The following is a 15484-nucleotide window of genomic DNA, read 5'->3' as shown; positions in this document are numbered from 1 at the left end:
AAGGTCCGATCCTTCTCAGAAGGATCGGACCGTAGGATCTAGTCGAGTCGACGAGCCCCGTAGCTTGGCGTTGCGAGGAGGAATTCCGGTATCGGGAACCCCTGATCCCTAGCCTTGGTGTCTATCCGGCGAGCTAACTCGGTAGCGTCGTGGGTTCGCACAAGAGCGATGGCACTTCCGCCAAAGCCTCCCCCGGTCATGCGCGCTCCGAGGGCGCCTATGGCTCGCGCTTCTTCGACAACGAGGTCGAGTTCTGGAGTAGATACCTCATAATCATCACGCAATGAAGCGTGCGACTGCCACATTAACGTGCCAAAACCAGCGATATCGTTGGCTTTGAGTCTATTGATGGCCTCAGCAGTACGGTCTATCTCCGAAACGACGTGCCTGACCCTGCGATACACCACCTCTTGCCACTGTTGTGCGCTTTGGCTAGCGGGCTGGTTCTTAGCTGCCCAGCTTGCCGCCACCTCGAAAGGATCCTCCACCTGGCGAAGTGTGGAAACTCCCGCCGCGTGGGCAACCCCATCGATAACCGCTCGCCGTGAAGCATACTGCCCATCGCCGAGGAAATGAGGGGCGTTAGTATTACAAATCAGTAGGCTTAAGCCCGCCGACTCGATATCAAAAGGAACGTGCTGACTGCTGTTATCACCGAAGTCTATTGCAAGAGCGTGTCCGGGACGCGCAAAGAGCGAAATCTTTTGATCCAGCCCGCCGGTCGAGGCTCCTACGATCTCGTTTTCCGCTCGCATGGTGGCTACGACAAGGTGCTCGCGAATCTCATCGTTGAGATTTCCTGGGTGGATTAATTCCACCGCGGCTAGGGCGGCCGAACACTCGATCGCAGCCGAACTGGATAATCCAGCTCCCACGGGCACATCGGAGACGACCGCAATATCGAAACCTTGCTCGTCAATGACTCCCGCTTGGTACGCGGCCCAAATTGAACCAACGACATAACCAGCCCAAGAAGCGGGATGTTGGGGGCCAATATCGCGAAGATCTATAGACTCGATCTCAGAATTAGGCCAATCCGAGACGACGGCGAGTTTCCGGTCATCTCTACGTGCGATCGCTACATAGCTGCGCTGACCCAGCGCGAAGGGAAGACATATACCGCCAGCATAATCTACGTGTTCCCCGATCAAATTGACTCGCCCCGGCGCGGCAACAGTGATTTCTGGGGCTCGGTTGAATGTGCGAACAAATAACTCTCGTGCCAGGCTAGCACCGGCACCGTCGCCGTGTGTCTGCATCCAACGTGGGCTATAAGACATCAATCTTCCCCTCTAAAAGATCTCGGAAGCGTTGAGCGATCCGCTCAGGTGTTGTATCGGAGATCCAAGCGCCCTGAGCTGACTCTGACCCCGCTAAGTATTTCAAGCGGTGTGGTGATCGCATAAGGGAAAATAACTGCAGGTGTAGCCTGCCGAATGTTCGATCCGCACCAACTGGCGCTTGGTTCCATCCAGCGATATAAGGAGTTTTGTCGACGCCCTCAAAGAAATGATCGAGAGCTTGTAATACGGTGAGATAGATACGAGCGAGCTCATCTTTTTCGGGATTGCTCAACTCCGCAAAGTCTGCCACGTGTCGACGCGGCATGACCATCAGTTCGACTGGCCACTTAGCTGCTGCGGGGACAAATACCACCCACTGTTTTCCCGCTACCACAATTCGTGTCCCTGCCTCTAGCTCGGCAGTGAGGTAATCATCAAAAAGATCTCGACCAGTGCGTTCTTGGTGCGCCCGGGCGCGATTGACAATCGCTTGAGCGCGGGCGGGGAGGAAGGGATAGGAATAGATCTGGCCGTGGGGATGCTGGAGAGTGACCCCGATCTCCTCTCCCCTATTTTCGAAGGGAAATACCAGTCTCACCCCCTTAATACGAGAGAGTTCAGCTGTCCGATGCGCCCACGCTTCTATCACTGTGCGCGCCCTAGTCAGGCTGAGGTCCTTAAATGATTGGGACGCTTCAGGTGTAAAACATACGACCTCGCAGCGGGCATATGCCGGCTGGCGCGGCACCAACTCGATACCGTCGACCAGGTGGGCGAAATCATCGGGAATATGCATATGGGTAGACAAAGACGGGAATCGGTTTTCAAAGACCACGACGTTGTAGTCTCGAGCAGGGATTTCGGTGGGGTGTTTACCCGGGTGCGAGGGGGCGAGGGGGTTGAGGTCCGCCGGCGGCATAAAAGTCCGATTCATGCGATGCGCGGCATACACTACCCAGTCCCCAGTGAGGGGGTCACAGCGCATCTCTGATTCGGTGGTCGCCGCGGGTAAATCGCGAGGGTCGGTAAGCTCACGCGTTTTCTCGCCGGTCGTATAGCTGGGATCGTCGTCGAAATATATCAGTTCGCGGCCGTCGGCAAGCGTTGTGCGGGTTACCCGTATATCAGTCATGAGTCTTAGTGCTCTTTGACTTCCGGTATGACCGGGTTCAGTTTTGCCCACAGGAAAAATACTGCGGCGCAGCCCACCATCGCGAGACCAACCCAGAGGTTATAACCGGCATCTTTGGGCATACCGGTGCTGGGGTCGATACCTGGGTCGATGGCGAGGTAAGCGAAAACAAGGATGACGCCATAGATGCCGATGAGGGCGCCGATTACGTTTCGGATATCAAAGGCACGCGCTTTGATTGAACGTGGATGAGCCATTGTGCTGGTCCTTTACTGTGGTTTAAGCGAAGACGATATTAAGAACGATGACCATAGCCATGCATAGGGCACCCAGTGGAACTGTGCGCTTATACCAGGCCACACCTACCTCGGCAGCATCGCTCAAGTCCTCCTTAGGGGTTACCGAGCGTACGAAGCCCACCATCTCATGATCGGCTTTAGGTACCGTAAGAGCAGAGACAGCAATGGAGATGGCGATATCGACAGCGAAAGCTAGGGATGCGGCAACAAAGGCTGTGCCCTGACCCGGAAGATTGAACAGAGCCGCCTCTGAGCCGGAGAACGTGGCTAGAACCCAGTAAATAATGGCAGAAAGAGTACCGCAGACCAGGCCCACCCAGCCGGCGGTGGGGGTCATTCGCTTCCAGAACATACCGAGTATGAAGGTGGCAAAGAGCGGAGCGTTGAAGAACCCAAAGAGAGTCTGGAGATAATCCATCACGTTGCCGAAGTTCTGCGCGATCAGGGCGGTGAAAATCGCGATTACTGTTGCGGCTACAGTAGCAAGACGACCAAAGCCTAAATAATAACTATCCTCTCGGTCTTTGACTACGTATGTTTGCCAAATATCGTAGGAGATCACGGTGTTGAACGCGGAAATATTGGCAGCCATTCCAGCCATAAATGCGGCCAAGAGACCAGCGAGAGCCACCCCGAGTAGACCGCTAGGGAGGAGATCGCGCATGAGGTACAACATGGCATCATTTGGCTTGGCACTGCCGTCCATAATGGGGGCTACTGTAGCACCGGCAATCATGCCGGGGATGACCACTATGAAGGGCACGAACATCTTGGGGAAGGCGCCGATAATCGGAGTCCGTCGCGCTGCGGACAAGGAATCTGCTGCCATGGAGCGCTGTACTTCAACGAAGTTGGTAGTCCAATAACCGAAAGACAGCACGAAGCCGAGGCCAAAAACCAGCCCAATCACGGAAATAATTGGATTATCAAAACCCGAGATATCGGTGCCAGGCCAGGTGTGGAAGTGGCTTTCCTCTGCCACTCTCTCTTTCAATCCCGACCATCCGCCAACATTGTGCAGGCCGATAATAGTCAGCGGCAGCAGCGCAGCAATGATCACGAAGAATTGCAAGACCTCGTTATAGATAGCAGCAGAAAGACCACCGAGAGTGATATAAGAGAGCACAATAACCGCGGCAATGATGAGGGTCAGCCATAGTGGCCACCCGAGTAGGGAGTTAACCACCTTTGCCAGCAGGAGCAGGTTGATACCAGCGATCAAAAGTTGGGCAACGGCAAAAGAGATAGCGTTAACAAGGTGCGCTCCGGGGCCAAAACGCCGCAGCATAAACTCGGGTACTGAGCGTACTTTCGATCCGTAGTAGAAGGGCATCATCACGATGCCGAGGAAGACCATGGCGGGGATGGCGCCGATCCAGAAATAGTGCATCGTTTGGAATCCGTACTGCACACCGTTGGCTGACATACCCACAATCTCCACGGCACCTAAGTTCGCAGAAATGAACGCGAGGCCAGTCACCCATGCGGGCAGGGAACGTCCGGAGAGAAAGAAGTCAATCGAACTTGAAACTTTTGAGCGAGCCGCCCAGCCGATTCCGAGAACGAATGCAAAATAGAGTGCCACAAGCGCATAATCGACCCATGAAGCATCAAGTTTCAGCGCAGATTCAGCCATGGGCATGGCTGCCTCCTTTAAAGAGTAGGAACGAAGGAAGGACAAAGCCGCAGCCTGGGTGGAATATTGTCAGACTGGGCGGTTTTATTAAGTTGTTGTACGTTGGTAGGCGCCTATACTCACACTGACTTTTTTCACCTCATTCGGGGCGATGGTCATAAGGTCGGTGCCGGAACGTAAAGCATCGGGCGGGCATGTCATTGGCTCCACAGCCACTGCTCGCCCTACCCCTGGGAAGCCGCAGCCACGAGCAGGGTCTGGGGTGAAAACCTGCATCCAGGAAATTGACTCGTCGCCTGTAATCCTCACTCCACGTCCGCTCCGGGGGTCGATGAGAGTTGCCTCATTAACTCCAGGCCCGAAGCAATGGTCAAAGAATACTCCTTCAAGTGGCATCCCCTCTCCTAGCATCTCGAGCTGGTGTGTCGTAACAGTGCCTTCGTTCTCCAGAGTGTGCAGTGGAGAGACAGGGCCGGCTGGGAGATTCCGGGAAGTTTCGAGTGGGAGATACGATGAAACCGAGTGAAGAGCCAATAGACTTCGATCTACCGGCGCCCCTTGGGCACATATATACGGGTGGAAACCGAACCCAAAAGGCATGGCAGTATCTGATGTATTGTGGGCCTGGAAATCTAGACTCAGGCCGGTTTCAGCTCCAAGTGACCACACCACGGTATAGGTCACTGCCCACGGCCACCCGGGATGTGGTTGATCTCGAAGGCGTAGGGTTGCGGAGTGTGGAGAGAGGCTAATAACCTCGAATTCTTGGCGACGAATAAATCCATGAATCGCATTGTGGCGGGCCGCCTCGCTGCGCTCGAGTTCAAAGGTGCGCCCAGCACATATGAAGCGCCCGTCCGCGGTCCGGTTGGGCCAGGGGGCCAAGAGTTGGTGGGCACCTAAGGGAGCTGGCTCGCCTGGGTTATAAGACTGAATGAGTGGTCGCCCGCGATAACTGAGCTCGCGCAGACCGGCGCCCCTACAGGTTATGACAGCGCGGTAGTCCGATGCCTCCAGTACGAGCTCCTGAAAATTCTTACCCATAACGGTAGCCTTTCGAGTTATTACCGCTCCACACACATGGTGATCATCATCCAAAAGTTATATTAGCTTTTAGATAAAGAGTTGTTAACGATTATCGCCATAAAAGATGAGGTCCTTTAGTTGAGTAAGTACACACCTGATGTGTAAGCGTTGTGTTTTATTCGACATCGCAGTTGCAGCGTGAACTAATTCACATTATCTTTACCCCCACTTGGGCAAAGCCAATAGGATGCACAAGCATGCAGTTCGCGCGTCCCTTATATCGTGCGCGATGTCGGATTCGGGGACCACCTAGGTAGGCTTGTCTTGCTTGGGGTCCTATATCTCTGCGCCAACTCCGTGCCTACTCTGCGCCCCATGTAATTAGGGATAGCCTTAGATATCTGATTATGCACGGAGTCTACTACCCTGTACTGGTATTCACGCTAAGCGGTTGGTCTACACCTGCTCGCGCCCGGTAACAGCAGATGCCTTTACCAGAGGGAGCACATCAGAATCTGACCAAAGTCCTCGGTAATTTTTTCTAGCTATCCGCTTGCTCTGCCCCGTGATTTTAATACCCGGTACTGATGGGAAACCGGCGTAGATTTCTCATCAAAACCATCGGTGGGATAAAAAAAATTAAATAGGTTCGAGCGCCTGACATGGCGTGAGCTCCGCTGAGCTCGACAACGCTACTCCCTTGAAGCGTGATGGAGCGTTATCAGCGCCCTAAAAATCACAATGACCACCACACCCCAGTATGTGGGGTGTGGTGGCTCATATCGGAGTTTCTGCTTAGCTTTCTTCCTCGTGACTAACTAGGCCTAAGGAAATCTTGCCGCGGTTATCGATATCGAGGATTTCAACCTCGATTTTCTCGCCCACGTTTACGACATCTTCGACTTTACTAATGCGCTTGCCATTCCCGAGCTTCGAAATATGTACCAGACCGTCGCGACCAGGTACCAAGGAAACAAACGCACCAAAAGCAGTAGTCTTGACCACGGTACCAAGGAATTGCTCGCCTACCTTAGGCAACTGCGGATTAGCGATGGCATTAATGCGCTCGATGGCAGCATCTGCAGCCTTGCCGCCGGTTGCGGAAACATAGACGGTTCCATCGTCTTCGATGGAAATATCGGCACCAGTCGCCTCGGTGATTTCATTGATGGTCTTACCCTTCGGCCCGATCACCTCACCGATCTTTGACACAGGAACCTTAACCGAGGTGATTCGCGGAGCGTATTCACTCATAGCATCGGGTCCATCAATGACCTCAGCCATTGTATCCAAGATATACAGACGAGCATCGCGAGCTTGAGATAGGGCTGCTGCGAGTACCTCAGAGGGGATACCGTCGAGCTTGGTATCGAGCTGCAAGGCGGTGATGAAATCTGCTGTACCGGCAACCTTAAAGTCCATATCGCCAAAGGCATCCTCAGCACCCAAGATATCGGTCAGCGCCACATAGGCGGTCTCCCCATCGACCTCATCGGAAACTAGGCCCATAGCAATACCCGCAACGGGAGCCTTCAGTGGCACCCCGGCATTATAAAGCGAAAGCGTTGAGGCGCATACCGAGCCCATCGAGGTAGAACCATTGGAGCCTAAGGCTTCGGAAACTTGACGAATCGTGTACGGGAATTCTTCCCGGGACGGGATCACTGGAATAAGCGCACGCTCAGCAAGAGCACCGTGACCTATTTCGCGGCGTTTCGGTGAACCCACACGGCCAGTTTCACCCACCGAATATGGCGGGAAGTTGTAATGGTGGAAATATGTCTTCGACGTTGTTGGCGACAGCGAATCAATCTGTTGCGCCATCTTGAGCATATCAAGCGTGGTCACACCCATGATCTGAGTTTCTCCTCGCTCAAAGAGCGAGGAGCCATGTGCCCGCGGAATGAGATCTACTTCTACGCCCAGGTCGCGCACATCGGTGACACCACGGCCATCGATACGGAAGTGATCGGTGAGGATCATGCGACGCACAACCTTCTTCATCACAGCGTTATATGCGGCACGGATTTCCTTAGCAGCGGTCTCCTCGCTTCTCTCGTCCGTAGTAAAACGCTTGACCAGTTGGGCCTCGACGTGCTCCATATATTCATTGGTGGCATCATCGCGCTCTTGCTTTGCCTTGATAGTGAGCAGGGAGCCCAGTTTTTTGGTTGCCTGCTTCTCCACCGCGGCGAAAATATCATCTGAATAGGGAGGGAAGAGAGGAAACTCTTGGGTCTCCTTTGCAGCTCGCTCGGCAAGACCAAGCTGGGCTCGGCAGAGCACCTCGATAAAAGGCTTGGCTGCTTCCAAACCTGCCGCTACAACATCTTCCGTTGGAGCTGGTTTGCCATCCCTGATCTTGTCTACAACGGACTCGGTGGCCCCCGCTTCCACCATCATAATGGCGACGTCTTCGACGGTCTTCCTTCCCTGCCGCTTAGTAATGATGCGGCCAGCCACAACGAGCTCGAACAGAGCCTCCTGATGCTGGGCGTGAGTGGGGAAAGCAATCCACTGCCCCTTGGGGTGTTTCTCATCTGCGACAAGCGCCATGCGCACGCCGCCTACAGGACCAGATACGGGTAGTCCCGAGAGCTGGGTTGCAGCGGAGGCGCCGTTGATGGCTACGACGTCGTACATATCTTCTGGATCGACTGATAAAACGGTCACCACGACCTGCACTTCGTTGCGCAGCCCCTTCACAAAGGTAGGGCGCAAAGGACGGTCGATAAGACGGCACGCGAGGATCGCTTCGGTGGAGGGGCGGCCTTCACGGCGGAAGAAGGAACCTGGGATGCGTCCCGCGGCGTACATCCGTTCTTCAACATCGACGGTCAGGGGGAAGAAGTCAAAGTTTTCGCGGGGCTGCGAGGATGCTGTCACCGTTGACAGCAGCATATTATCGTCGTCGAGATAGGTAGTAACAGAACCACCCGCTTGGCGGGCTAGTTGCCCGGTTTCGAAGCGGATGGTTCGGGTTCCAAAATCGCCGTTATCGATGGTGGCTATTGCTTCGGTAATGCCAACTTCGGGATCCTCAGTAAAAGTAACTAATTTTTTTGCACTGCTCATGCACGTTCTCCTCTTTATTGTGCGTGCTTTTCGACGATCATCGGTGCCGTCTTTCTACCATGATTTATATCTTCGGTATTTTTGTTTTCGGATATCCAAAAAACGCAACAAGAACGACTTTAACACAACTTCACCCAGTCTTTAGCCCCAAACAAAAATCCCTCCCACAAGGGGAGGGATTCTTTTTTCTTAGAGCTTAACGACGCAGACCCAAACGAGCGATGAGATCGCGGTAACGGTCAACGTTATTGGCTGCCAGATACTTCAGAAGACCACGACGACGACCCACCATCAAGAGCAGACCACGACGAGAGTGGTGGTCATGTTTGTGGGACTTGAGGTGTTCGGTCAAGGTATTGATGCGGTGAGTGAGCAAGGCAACCTGTGCCTCGGTCGAACCGGTATCAGTCTCGTGCAAACCAAACTCAGCGAGAATGGCCTTCTTCTGCTCTGCATTAAGAGCCATGGGGTTACTCCTTGAAATTTCCAGTCCACATTAAACGTCATCACCGCCTTATAAACGGTGGTTTTTCAAACTGCTGTGAACCACAGTAAGAGAAACTTCAACGACTATAGCACGAGCGTTGACTTTTCGTGCACTTAGCTCGCAGCGAGTGTGGTGTAATGCATAAAGAGCTGCTTAAAACGCTGCACATCCACCCCGAGGGCTACCTTGACATTTTTCCTGTGATTCCCCAAACGTGTGGTGTCGCCCGTGGTCCGCCCACGCAGCGGTTCCGCTGTGTCGACCATGAGGTTCATGTTGTGATAGACAGCAAGATCCGGGTTGAGTGCAATAGCCACAGCAAGCGGATCGTGGAGCCCACACCCACCAAGCGTGGGATCAAATTCGGCATAGGCATCGATATAGTATTCTGCGAGTGCGGTAATAAATTCCGCCCGTGAATTCTCAAGCTCCCGCCAGATCGCGAGATCATCGGGAGTCAATAGCGTTTGTAAGGTGATGTCGAGCCCCACCATGGTGATATCTTCGACTTCACGAAGCACTCGATCAGCGGCCTCGGGATCCTGATGGATATTCGCCTCTGCCCACGGCTTCACGTTGCCCGGTACGGTTAGTGCCCCTCCCATGAAGACAATATGAGCCTTATGTGCAAAGGTGGGATCTTTCGCTATTGCCGTAGCAATGGTGGTCAAGGGCCCGGTGGGAATAATAACGAGATCATCGCCGAAGGTATGCACGGAGGTGATCAGGAAATCTGCGGCATCTCGGTTCTCTCCACTTTTATGCGGTTCAGGGATTATCATATTTGCAATCCCATTTGCCCCATGAATAAACGACGAGATTTCAAGGACTTTAAAATCTGAAGCACCAAGAGCCTTAGGCGGGCCGGCATAGACTTTGATATCGGAGCGTTTAAAAAGTTGCGTCACCGCTAGATTATTGCGCACGCTGGTGGCAATATCGACGTTCCCGTAGGTGGAGGTGATCCCGACGAGTTCGACCTCGGGATGGGCCGCGCAGTAGCCGAGGGTATAAGCGATTGCCAGCGCGTCGTCGATGCCTGTATCGAGGTCAAGAATGATCTTGGTGTACATGTCACTCTCCGATCAGTAAATGTCCTCGCCTAGCCTTATGAGGAATGGTTGAGTATATCTAAGGTATGTGCCACGTCCTTGTCAATGGTGGCAACTAGTTCATCGATGCCGCTGAACGTTTCCATGTCACGAACGAAATCTACGAATTCCACTACCACGGTATGTCCGTACAGATCGGCATCGCGCCCAATAACAAAACTCTCAACACTGCGGCGTTTATCGCCGAATGTGGGGTTGTGGCCCACCGAGATCGCTGCTGGGTAGCGAGTATTATGCTCCATATCCCCATCTATTGGGGCTTCGGAGATCACTCGTAACCATCCGGCATATACGGCGTCTTTTGGCAAGGCTACCGAATCAGGAAAGTACAGGTTGGCGGTGGGATAGCCCAATTCTCTTCCGCCGCGTCCAGCACCGCGGACCACTTCGCCACACACCTCGAACTCGCGACCCAAAGCGTGGTTAGCTAGGCGAATCTCACCGCAACTGAGATACCGACGGATCGAAGTGGAACATATGGTCTCCCCGTCGTCGCCAAGGAGATCCTTAATATAAATCTCAACCCCGTACTTTTTGCCTAAGTCCTGCAATATTTTCGTGGTGCCCTCGGCATTGTGACCAAAGGTGAAGTTTTCACCCACGACTACAGCGCGGGCGTGTAAGGAATTGACGAGAACCTCTGTGAAAAAATCCTCAGGGCTCAATTGCGCTTTGTCTACGCTGAAGGTCATCGCGAGGATGAAGTCTATTCCCTCCTGAGCCGCCAACTCAGCCCGCCTTTCCACGCTAGCTAGCAGCGGAGGCATTCGGTCCGGGCGCAGGATTGCCAGCGGGTGTGGGTCGAAAGTGAGAAGGATACTGGGTACCTCGAGCTCATCTGCTCGTTTAACGGCGGCATCGAGTAGCGTCTTGTGACCTCGGTGCATGCCGTCGAAGACGCCGATACTCACCACACTAGATGTGAGATCTGCCGGTATATTGTCGAGTCCACGCCATATATTCACGCCGCTTAGTTTACGGGAAAATGGGCAAAAGGTGATAGCAGCTCATAGACTTGGGATTTATGACTGACAAGCCCTCTTCCCTACTCGACCGTTCTGGCCTCGTTATCGTGGATAAGCCTGCTGGGCTGAGCTCTCACGATGTAGTGGCGCGCGTCCGTCGCGCCTTTCATACACGCGCAGTCGGTCATGCCGGGACGCTCGACCCGATGGCTACTGGTGTCTTAGTTTTAGGGGTTGAGCGCGGCACTAAATTTTTAGCACATTTAGTCCATGCCACAAAGACTTATGAGGCGATAATCCGCCTTGGATCGGCAACGACCACCGATGATGCCGAAGGTGAGGAAATCTCACGGGCTAGCGCAGCTGAGCTTGCTGAGGTGAGTGTGGAAACGATCAACGCTGCCATCGGACCATTTCGTGGCGATATCATGCAGCGCCCAGCCCGAGTTTCAGCTGTTAAAATCGACGGCAAGAGAGCCTATCAGCGAGTCCGTGATGGCGAGGATATAGAGATTCCTGCTCGGCCAGTAACAATTTTCTCCTACTCTGTCTCAGATATTCGCCCTCACAGCGATCATATTGACGTAGATATTCGGGTGCAGTGCTCTTCAGGGACTTATATCCGTTCTCTGGCACGCGATTTGGGAGAGGCTCTAGGCATCGGCGGTCATCTTATTTATCTGCGCCGTACCGTGCTCGGCCACTTTTCTCTGGAGGACGCTCGAACCCTTGAGGAACTCGAGAAGGCACCACAACTATCCATGAGCCTAGACCAAGCCCTCCCCCATTGCTACCCTGTTCTCGATATTACTGCAGACCAAGCTCGGGATCTGTCGATGGGCAAATGGCTCCAACCAGTGGCGCAGGAGGGACCATTTGCCGCGGTAGACCCAGATGGCCGAGCTATTGCCCTCGTTAAACAGCAGGGCAAGAGGCTGGCCAGCATCTTCGTGGCACGACCCAACACTTTGAACTAGGCGCTCTCGCTCAGCACCGCAGTTGCCGCAATAATATAGCCATCTGCAATCATCCACCGTCCCTCGATAAAAGGGACGGGGGTGGGCCGGACCAGAAGGTAGGAGACGAAGTTTCCATCTAGGCGAATATCGATTTCGGCCTGTTCGAAACCGAGCCATCGATGGGTCAGTGGGAACCACGCTTTATACGTGGCTTCTTTGGCACAGAACAGCAAGCGATCTGCACACGTGATACCTTGTTTGCGTAATTGCTCGAGTTGGGCGAGTTCCCCTCGCCGGGCAATCGACCCCAGGATCCCCTCTGGTAAATGCTCAGCTATCTCTGCATCGAGTCCCATTGAGCGCACCCGCGATCGTGGTGCCACCACCGCAGCTCGCAGACCGTCGGTATGAGTGAGGGAGCCGGAAACTGCCTCTGGCCATACCGGCATTCCGCGTTCTCCACGCACAATGGGGTGCCCTGATTCGCACCCGAGTGCCCGTAAGGCTTGGTGGGCACAAAAGCGACCGTCGCCGAACTCGGCCTTTCGTTTATCAACCGCATGGTGCACCGCTGCTTGTTCCGTGGGGTGCAATTGCCTGAAATGCCGAAGATCAACGGATTGAGGATCCACTTTGAGGACATGGAAGCGAGCGGACTCAGGGAATAAATTAGCCTCTACCATGCGCTATGATGCCTCCACGACTGGGTAGGGCCACTGTCGACTATTGATAGTGGCTTGCCACTCTCGCGGATAGCCCAAAGAGACCTCGAGGTGATTGATACCCTCCACCTTTAGGCACCCAGGATTGTGGAGGTGACCATACACTACCGCTTCGGCCTGATATCGTTGCGCCCAGGTACGCGTATGACGAGTTCCGCACCAGAGGCCGATCTCTTTATATGTGAGCTGGTTCACCGGCTCTACCACGAGCGGCCAGTGATTAACCAAAATAGTGGGGCCGGAGATTCTACTCAACCGTTTGACCGAGTACGCGAGCCTGTCCCAGCACCACGCGCGAATATCGACAAAGGGAGCTATAGCGAATTCGTCGGTTAGCATAATGCCCTTATCGCGAGCGGCTTGCACTGCTTGCTCGACGCTAAGATCGGGTTGCCTAAAGGAGTAGTCATAGAGCGTAAATAACGGCACAACCGTACGGCCGTGGAATACAGGATACGGATCTTCAGGGGTTAGGACATCAATTTGCCGGCAACGTCGCACTAATTCTTCGTATTTCGCCCGGCCCAGAAAGGTATCGCCGGTGCGCATAAATAACTCGTGGTTGCCTGGTACCCAGATTACTGTGGAAAATGTGCGGCGTAGCTTGCCAAGAATTTTAATGACCACTTCGGTGCGCTCAGCCACATCGCCAGCGACAATCAACCAATCGGACGGATCACGAGCCTTGATGGATTCGATCATCTCCCGGTTGTGCTTAACCGCTCCATGCAAGTCGGCGACCGCCCACAGCGTTTGGGTCATATTCACTCCTTCGAAGTGGGTACGCAGAAGCTGGAACGCACTATCTTTCAGTATAGGTTGCGTAGTTGGAAGCGAGGGCCCGGCTGGCCCATTTCATGGAATAGAAGCGCCCCACAACGCTGAAGAATCGGATCATCATAAAAGCGAGAATCCCCCACCAGACCCCTTGCAGGCCTAAGCCAAAGTAGTTGGCAATCCACACTCCCGGCAGGAATCCGCCGAGGACACCGATAAGCGTCGTGGTTCGCAGGTATGCCGCATCGGCTGCGCCCAATAAAACTCCGTCAAGGGCGAATACCACACCAGCTACGATAATCATAAATACGAGCTGCCACCATGGGCCCGCGATCTCTTTAAGAACCGACTGATCGGTGGTAAACAGAGGAGGAACCATCCGGTAACTGGCTGCGAGCACTGCCGCGAGCAGCACAGAAAATCCCAGAGAATAGAGCAAAATTCGCTGACCTACTTGCCTAGCAGCCTTCAAACTCTGCGCCCCTAACGCTGCACCCACGAGGGTCTGGGCAGCAATAGCCAGAGAATCGAGGAGCAGGCTAAAGAAATTCCACAGTTGAAGAAGTACCTGGTGCGCGCCCAAAGCTTGCGCACTGATGCGTCCAGCTACCGCGGCTGCAGACAAAAAAGCCACCTGGAAGGCGAGAGAACGAACAATGAGATCTCGACCCAGAATTAACTGATCCTTAATGATCCGCGCGTCGGGAGCCCAGCTCCCCTTATGCATAAGCACCAGGGCTCCTACAAACAGACCAGCCATAATGGCTTCGGCAGCCAGAGTCGCCCACGCCGACCCGACGATTCCGTAGCGGTGAACCAATACCAGAATGAGAACCGCGCCTGGACCTAGGCCCAGCAGCGTGAAAATGAGCGGTAGCTTCGTATTTTGAATCCCGCGCAGCCAGCCGTTACCCGCCATGGAACATAGCACCATCGGGATCGCGAAAGAAGTGATTCGCAACCAGGTGGTCGCGAGCTCGCTTACCTCTGAATTAGCGGAGATCCACAGGCTAAACCATGGAGCCCCAAACCACATAATCAGTGCGAGCACGATTCCCACGGCGATCCCCACCCAAGTTGCCTGTACCCCTTCGGCGATAGCGCTGCTTCGATCCCCCGCTCCGAAATATCGTGCAGAACGGGCAGTGGTTCCATAAGAAAGAAAAGTCAGCTGCGTGGTCACAATAGAGAACAATGTCGTTCCTGTTGCTAAAGCCGCTAAGAACTCTCCTCCTCCAAACCGTCCGACTGCTGCAGTATCGAGTAGCAGGAAGAGCGGAGTAGCAATGAGGACGCCAAGGGCAGGAAGCGCCAGCGCGAGAATTGATCGAGCACTAGGCAACTCATACGTATCCGAGTGGGACTGCTCAGTAATCATCGAATTATTCATAGCCTATCGGCTGCGAGCGCCTAGCTCTAGTTCTTGTAGGGATTCTCGTCGCCAGCGGGCCGGGCATTCTTCCGCAACTCCGCCAATTCTGCATCGCGCTCACGAGCCCGCGCTAAGAGATCCTCCATGCGGGCAGAGGTCTCCGGGACGGTATCGAGTTCGAATTTCAGGGTAGGTGTAAAACGCACTGAGAGCGCTTCACCTACTATCTTGCGTAGTGAACCACGAGCTTTTTCCAGCCCTTCAGCGGCTCGTTCGTGGTCTGCTGGCTGGTCGATGCTAGCTCCACGCACGGTGTAGTAGAGAGTCGCATCGTGGAGGTCACCGGTTACTCGAGCGTCGGTGATCGTAACAAATTCCAAACGCGGATCTTTGATCTCCCGTTCGATGGCGGTAGCAACAATTTGTAGGATCCTTTTTGCCAGACGCTGTGCGCGAGAATTATCTGCCATGAAAACTCACTCCTTGAATAATATTTTTTTATCACGAGGTGCGGGGGCGCTCACTTTTCGGTGCACCTGAACCTCTCTTAAATAGTATCGGTTTAGTGCTCAATTAACGATCCGAGGCGAGAAAGCTATATAGCGCAGAAAAATCCCGCTGTGAGAGGGATATTCTTCT

The 15484-nt window shown here is 53.9% G+C and carries 14 protein-coding genes; 1 reads left to right on the top strand and 13 read right to left on the bottom strand.

All coding sequences use genetic code 11. The features are described 5' to 3' along the window. Positions 1–38: 38 nt before the first annotated feature. From galK to NXT00_RS00785, 9 genes are all read right to left on the bottom strand, one after another. Positions 39–1280 carry a galactokinase gene (galK, locus tag NXT00_RS00825; RefSeq protein ID WP_259157696.1) on the bottom strand — a complete coding sequence of 414 codons (1242 nt, stop codon included), beginning with the start codon at positions 1278–1280 and terminating at the stop codon, positions 39–41. Then, positions 1270–2415, bottom strand: a complete 1146-nt coding sequence (gene galT / locus NXT00_RS00820) for a galactose-1-phosphate uridylyltransferase (RefSeq protein ID WP_259076389.1) — start codon at positions 2413–2415, stop codon at positions 1270–1272. Before galT ends, galK begins: the two co-directional genes overlap by 11 nt. 5 nt (positions 2416–2420) lie before the next feature. Beyond that, positions 2421–2672, bottom strand: a complete 252-nt coding sequence (locus tag NXT00_RS00815) for a cell wall anchor protein (RefSeq protein WP_259157694.1) — start codon at positions 2670–2672, stop codon at positions 2421–2423. A gap of 22 nt (positions 2673–2694) precedes the next feature. Next, on the bottom strand, positions 2695–4356 hold the full coding sequence (locus NXT00_RS00810) for a sodium:solute symporter family protein (protein WP_259076385.1): 1662 nt from the start codon (positions 4354–4356) through the stop codon (positions 2695–2697). A gap of 81 nt (positions 4357–4437) precedes the next feature. Then, complete coding sequence (locus tag NXT00_RS00805; RefSeq protein WP_259076383.1) at positions 4438–5394, bottom strand: aldose 1-epimerase family protein; 957 nt, start codon at positions 5392–5394, stop codon at positions 4438–4440. 777 nt (positions 5395–6171) lie between these two features. Next, entirely contained in the window at positions 6172–8451 is a 2280-nt protein-coding gene (locus NXT00_RS00800) for a polyribonucleotide nucleotidyltransferase (protein WP_259157693.1), read from the bottom strand. Positions 8452–8647: 196 nt separating this feature from the next. Further along, complete coding sequence (gene rpsO, locus NXT00_RS00795; RefSeq protein ID WP_259076371.1) at positions 8648–8917, bottom strand: 30S ribosomal protein S15; 270 nt, start codon at positions 8915–8917, stop codon at positions 8648–8650. 134 nt (positions 8918–9051) lie between these two features. Continuing rightward, entirely contained in the window at positions 9052–10011 is a 960-nt protein-coding gene (locus tag NXT00_RS00790; protein ID WP_259157692.1) for a nucleoside hydrolase, read from the bottom strand. A 35-nt stretch (positions 10012–10046) separates the two neighbouring features. After that, the gene (locus NXT00_RS00785) at positions 10047–11015 is read right to left on the bottom strand and encodes a bifunctional riboflavin kinase/FAD synthetase (protein ID WP_259076367.1); all 969 of its coding nucleotides are present in this window, start codon (positions 11013–11015) and stop codon (positions 10047–10049) included. Positions 11016–11074: 59 nt separating this feature from the next. Between NXT00_RS00785 and truB the strand changes: the two genes are divergently transcribed. Further along, positions 11075–11992: a tRNA pseudouridine(55) synthase TruB gene (gene truB / locus NXT00_RS00780; protein WP_259157690.1), complete on the top strand. Its 918-nt coding sequence runs from the start codon at positions 11075–11077 to the stop codon at positions 11990–11992. Here truB and NXT00_RS00775 read toward each other — a convergent pair. Genes NXT00_RS00775 through rbfA form a run of 4 tightly spaced genes read right to left on the bottom strand, consistent with a single transcriptional unit; the run spans position 11989 to position 15315 of the window. Beyond that, positions 11989–12657, bottom strand: a complete 669-nt coding sequence (locus NXT00_RS00775; RefSeq protein WP_259157687.1) for a 4'-phosphopantetheinyl transferase — start codon at positions 12655–12657, stop codon at positions 11989–11991. The two genes, truB and NXT00_RS00775, sit on opposite strands and share 4 nt — an antisense overlap. 3 nt (positions 12658–12660) lie before the next feature. Next, positions 12661–13458, bottom strand: coding sequence for a metallophosphoesterase (locus NXT00_RS00770; protein WP_259076349.1), 798 nt, complete (start codon positions 13456–13458; stop codon positions 12661–12663). A 40-nt stretch (positions 13459–13498) separates the two neighbouring features. After that, entirely contained in the window at positions 13499–14863 is a 1365-nt protein-coding gene (locus NXT00_RS00765; protein WP_259157686.1) for an MATE family efflux transporter, read from the bottom strand. Between the two features lie 26 nt (positions 14864–14889). Next, positions 14890–15315, bottom strand: coding sequence for a 30S ribosome-binding factor RbfA (rbfA, locus tag NXT00_RS00760; RefSeq protein ID WP_259076344.1), 426 nt, complete (start codon positions 15313–15315; stop codon positions 14890–14892). Between the last annotated feature and the right edge of the window lie 169 nt (positions 15316–15484).

Source organism: Corynebacterium sp. ES2715-CONJ3 (assembly GCF_024814365.1).
Taxonomy (GTDB): domain Bacteria; phylum Actinomycetota; class Actinomycetes; order Mycobacteriales; family Mycobacteriaceae; genus Corynebacterium.
The sequence above is the reverse complement of the archived record's forward strand: the minus strand, read 5'-3'. Positions and strand labels throughout refer to the sequence as shown.

Bases quoted from the DNA above. Each gene is read 5' to 3' on its own strand.
- galK (WP_259157696.1), bottom strand. From the start codon at position 1,280: ATGTCTTATAGCCCACGTTGGATGCAGACACACGGCGACGGTGCCGGT.
- galT (WP_259076389.1), bottom strand. From the start codon at position 2,415: ATGACTGATATACGGGTAACCCGCACAACGCTTGCCGACGGCCGCGAA.
- NXT00_RS00815 (WP_259157694.1), bottom strand. From the start codon at position 2,672: ATGGCTCATCCACGTTCAATCAAAGCGCGTGCCTTTGATATCCGAAAC.
- NXT00_RS00810 (WP_259076385.1), bottom strand. From the start codon at position 4,356: ATGCCCATGGCTGAATCTGCGCTGAAACTTGATGCTTCATGGGTCGAT.
- NXT00_RS00805 (WP_259076383.1), bottom strand. From the start codon at position 5,394: ATGGGTAAGAATTTTCAGGAGCTCGTACTGGAGGCATCGGACTACCGC.
- NXT00_RS00800 (WP_259157693.1), bottom strand. From the start codon at position 8,451: ATGAGCAGTGCAAAAAAATTAGTTACTTTTACTGAGGATCCCGAAGTT.
- rpsO (WP_259076371.1), bottom strand. From the start codon at position 8,917: ATGGCTCTTAATGCAGAGCAGAAGAAGGCCATTCTCGCTGAGTTTGGT.
- NXT00_RS00790 (WP_259157692.1), bottom strand. From the start codon at position 10,011: ATGTACACCAAGATCATTCTTGACCTCGATACAGGCATCGACGACGCG.
- truB (WP_259157690.1), top strand. From the start codon at position 11,075: ATGACTGACAAGCCCTCTTCCCTACTCGACCGTTCTGGCCTCGTTATC.
- NXT00_RS00775 (WP_259157687.1), bottom strand. From the start codon at position 12,657: ATGGTAGAGGCTAATTTATTCCCTGAGTCCGCTCGCTTCCATGTCCTC.
- NXT00_RS00770 (WP_259076349.1), bottom strand. From the start codon at position 13,458: ATGACCCAAACGCTGTGGGCGGTCGCCGACTTGCATGGAGCGGTTAAG.
- NXT00_RS00765 (WP_259157686.1), bottom strand. From the start codon at position 14,863: ATGAATAATTCGATGATTACTGAGCAGTCCCACTCGGATACGTATGAG.
- rbfA (WP_259076344.1), bottom strand. From the start codon at position 15,315: ATGGCAGATAATTCTCGCGCACAGCGTCTGGCAAAAAGGATCCTACAA.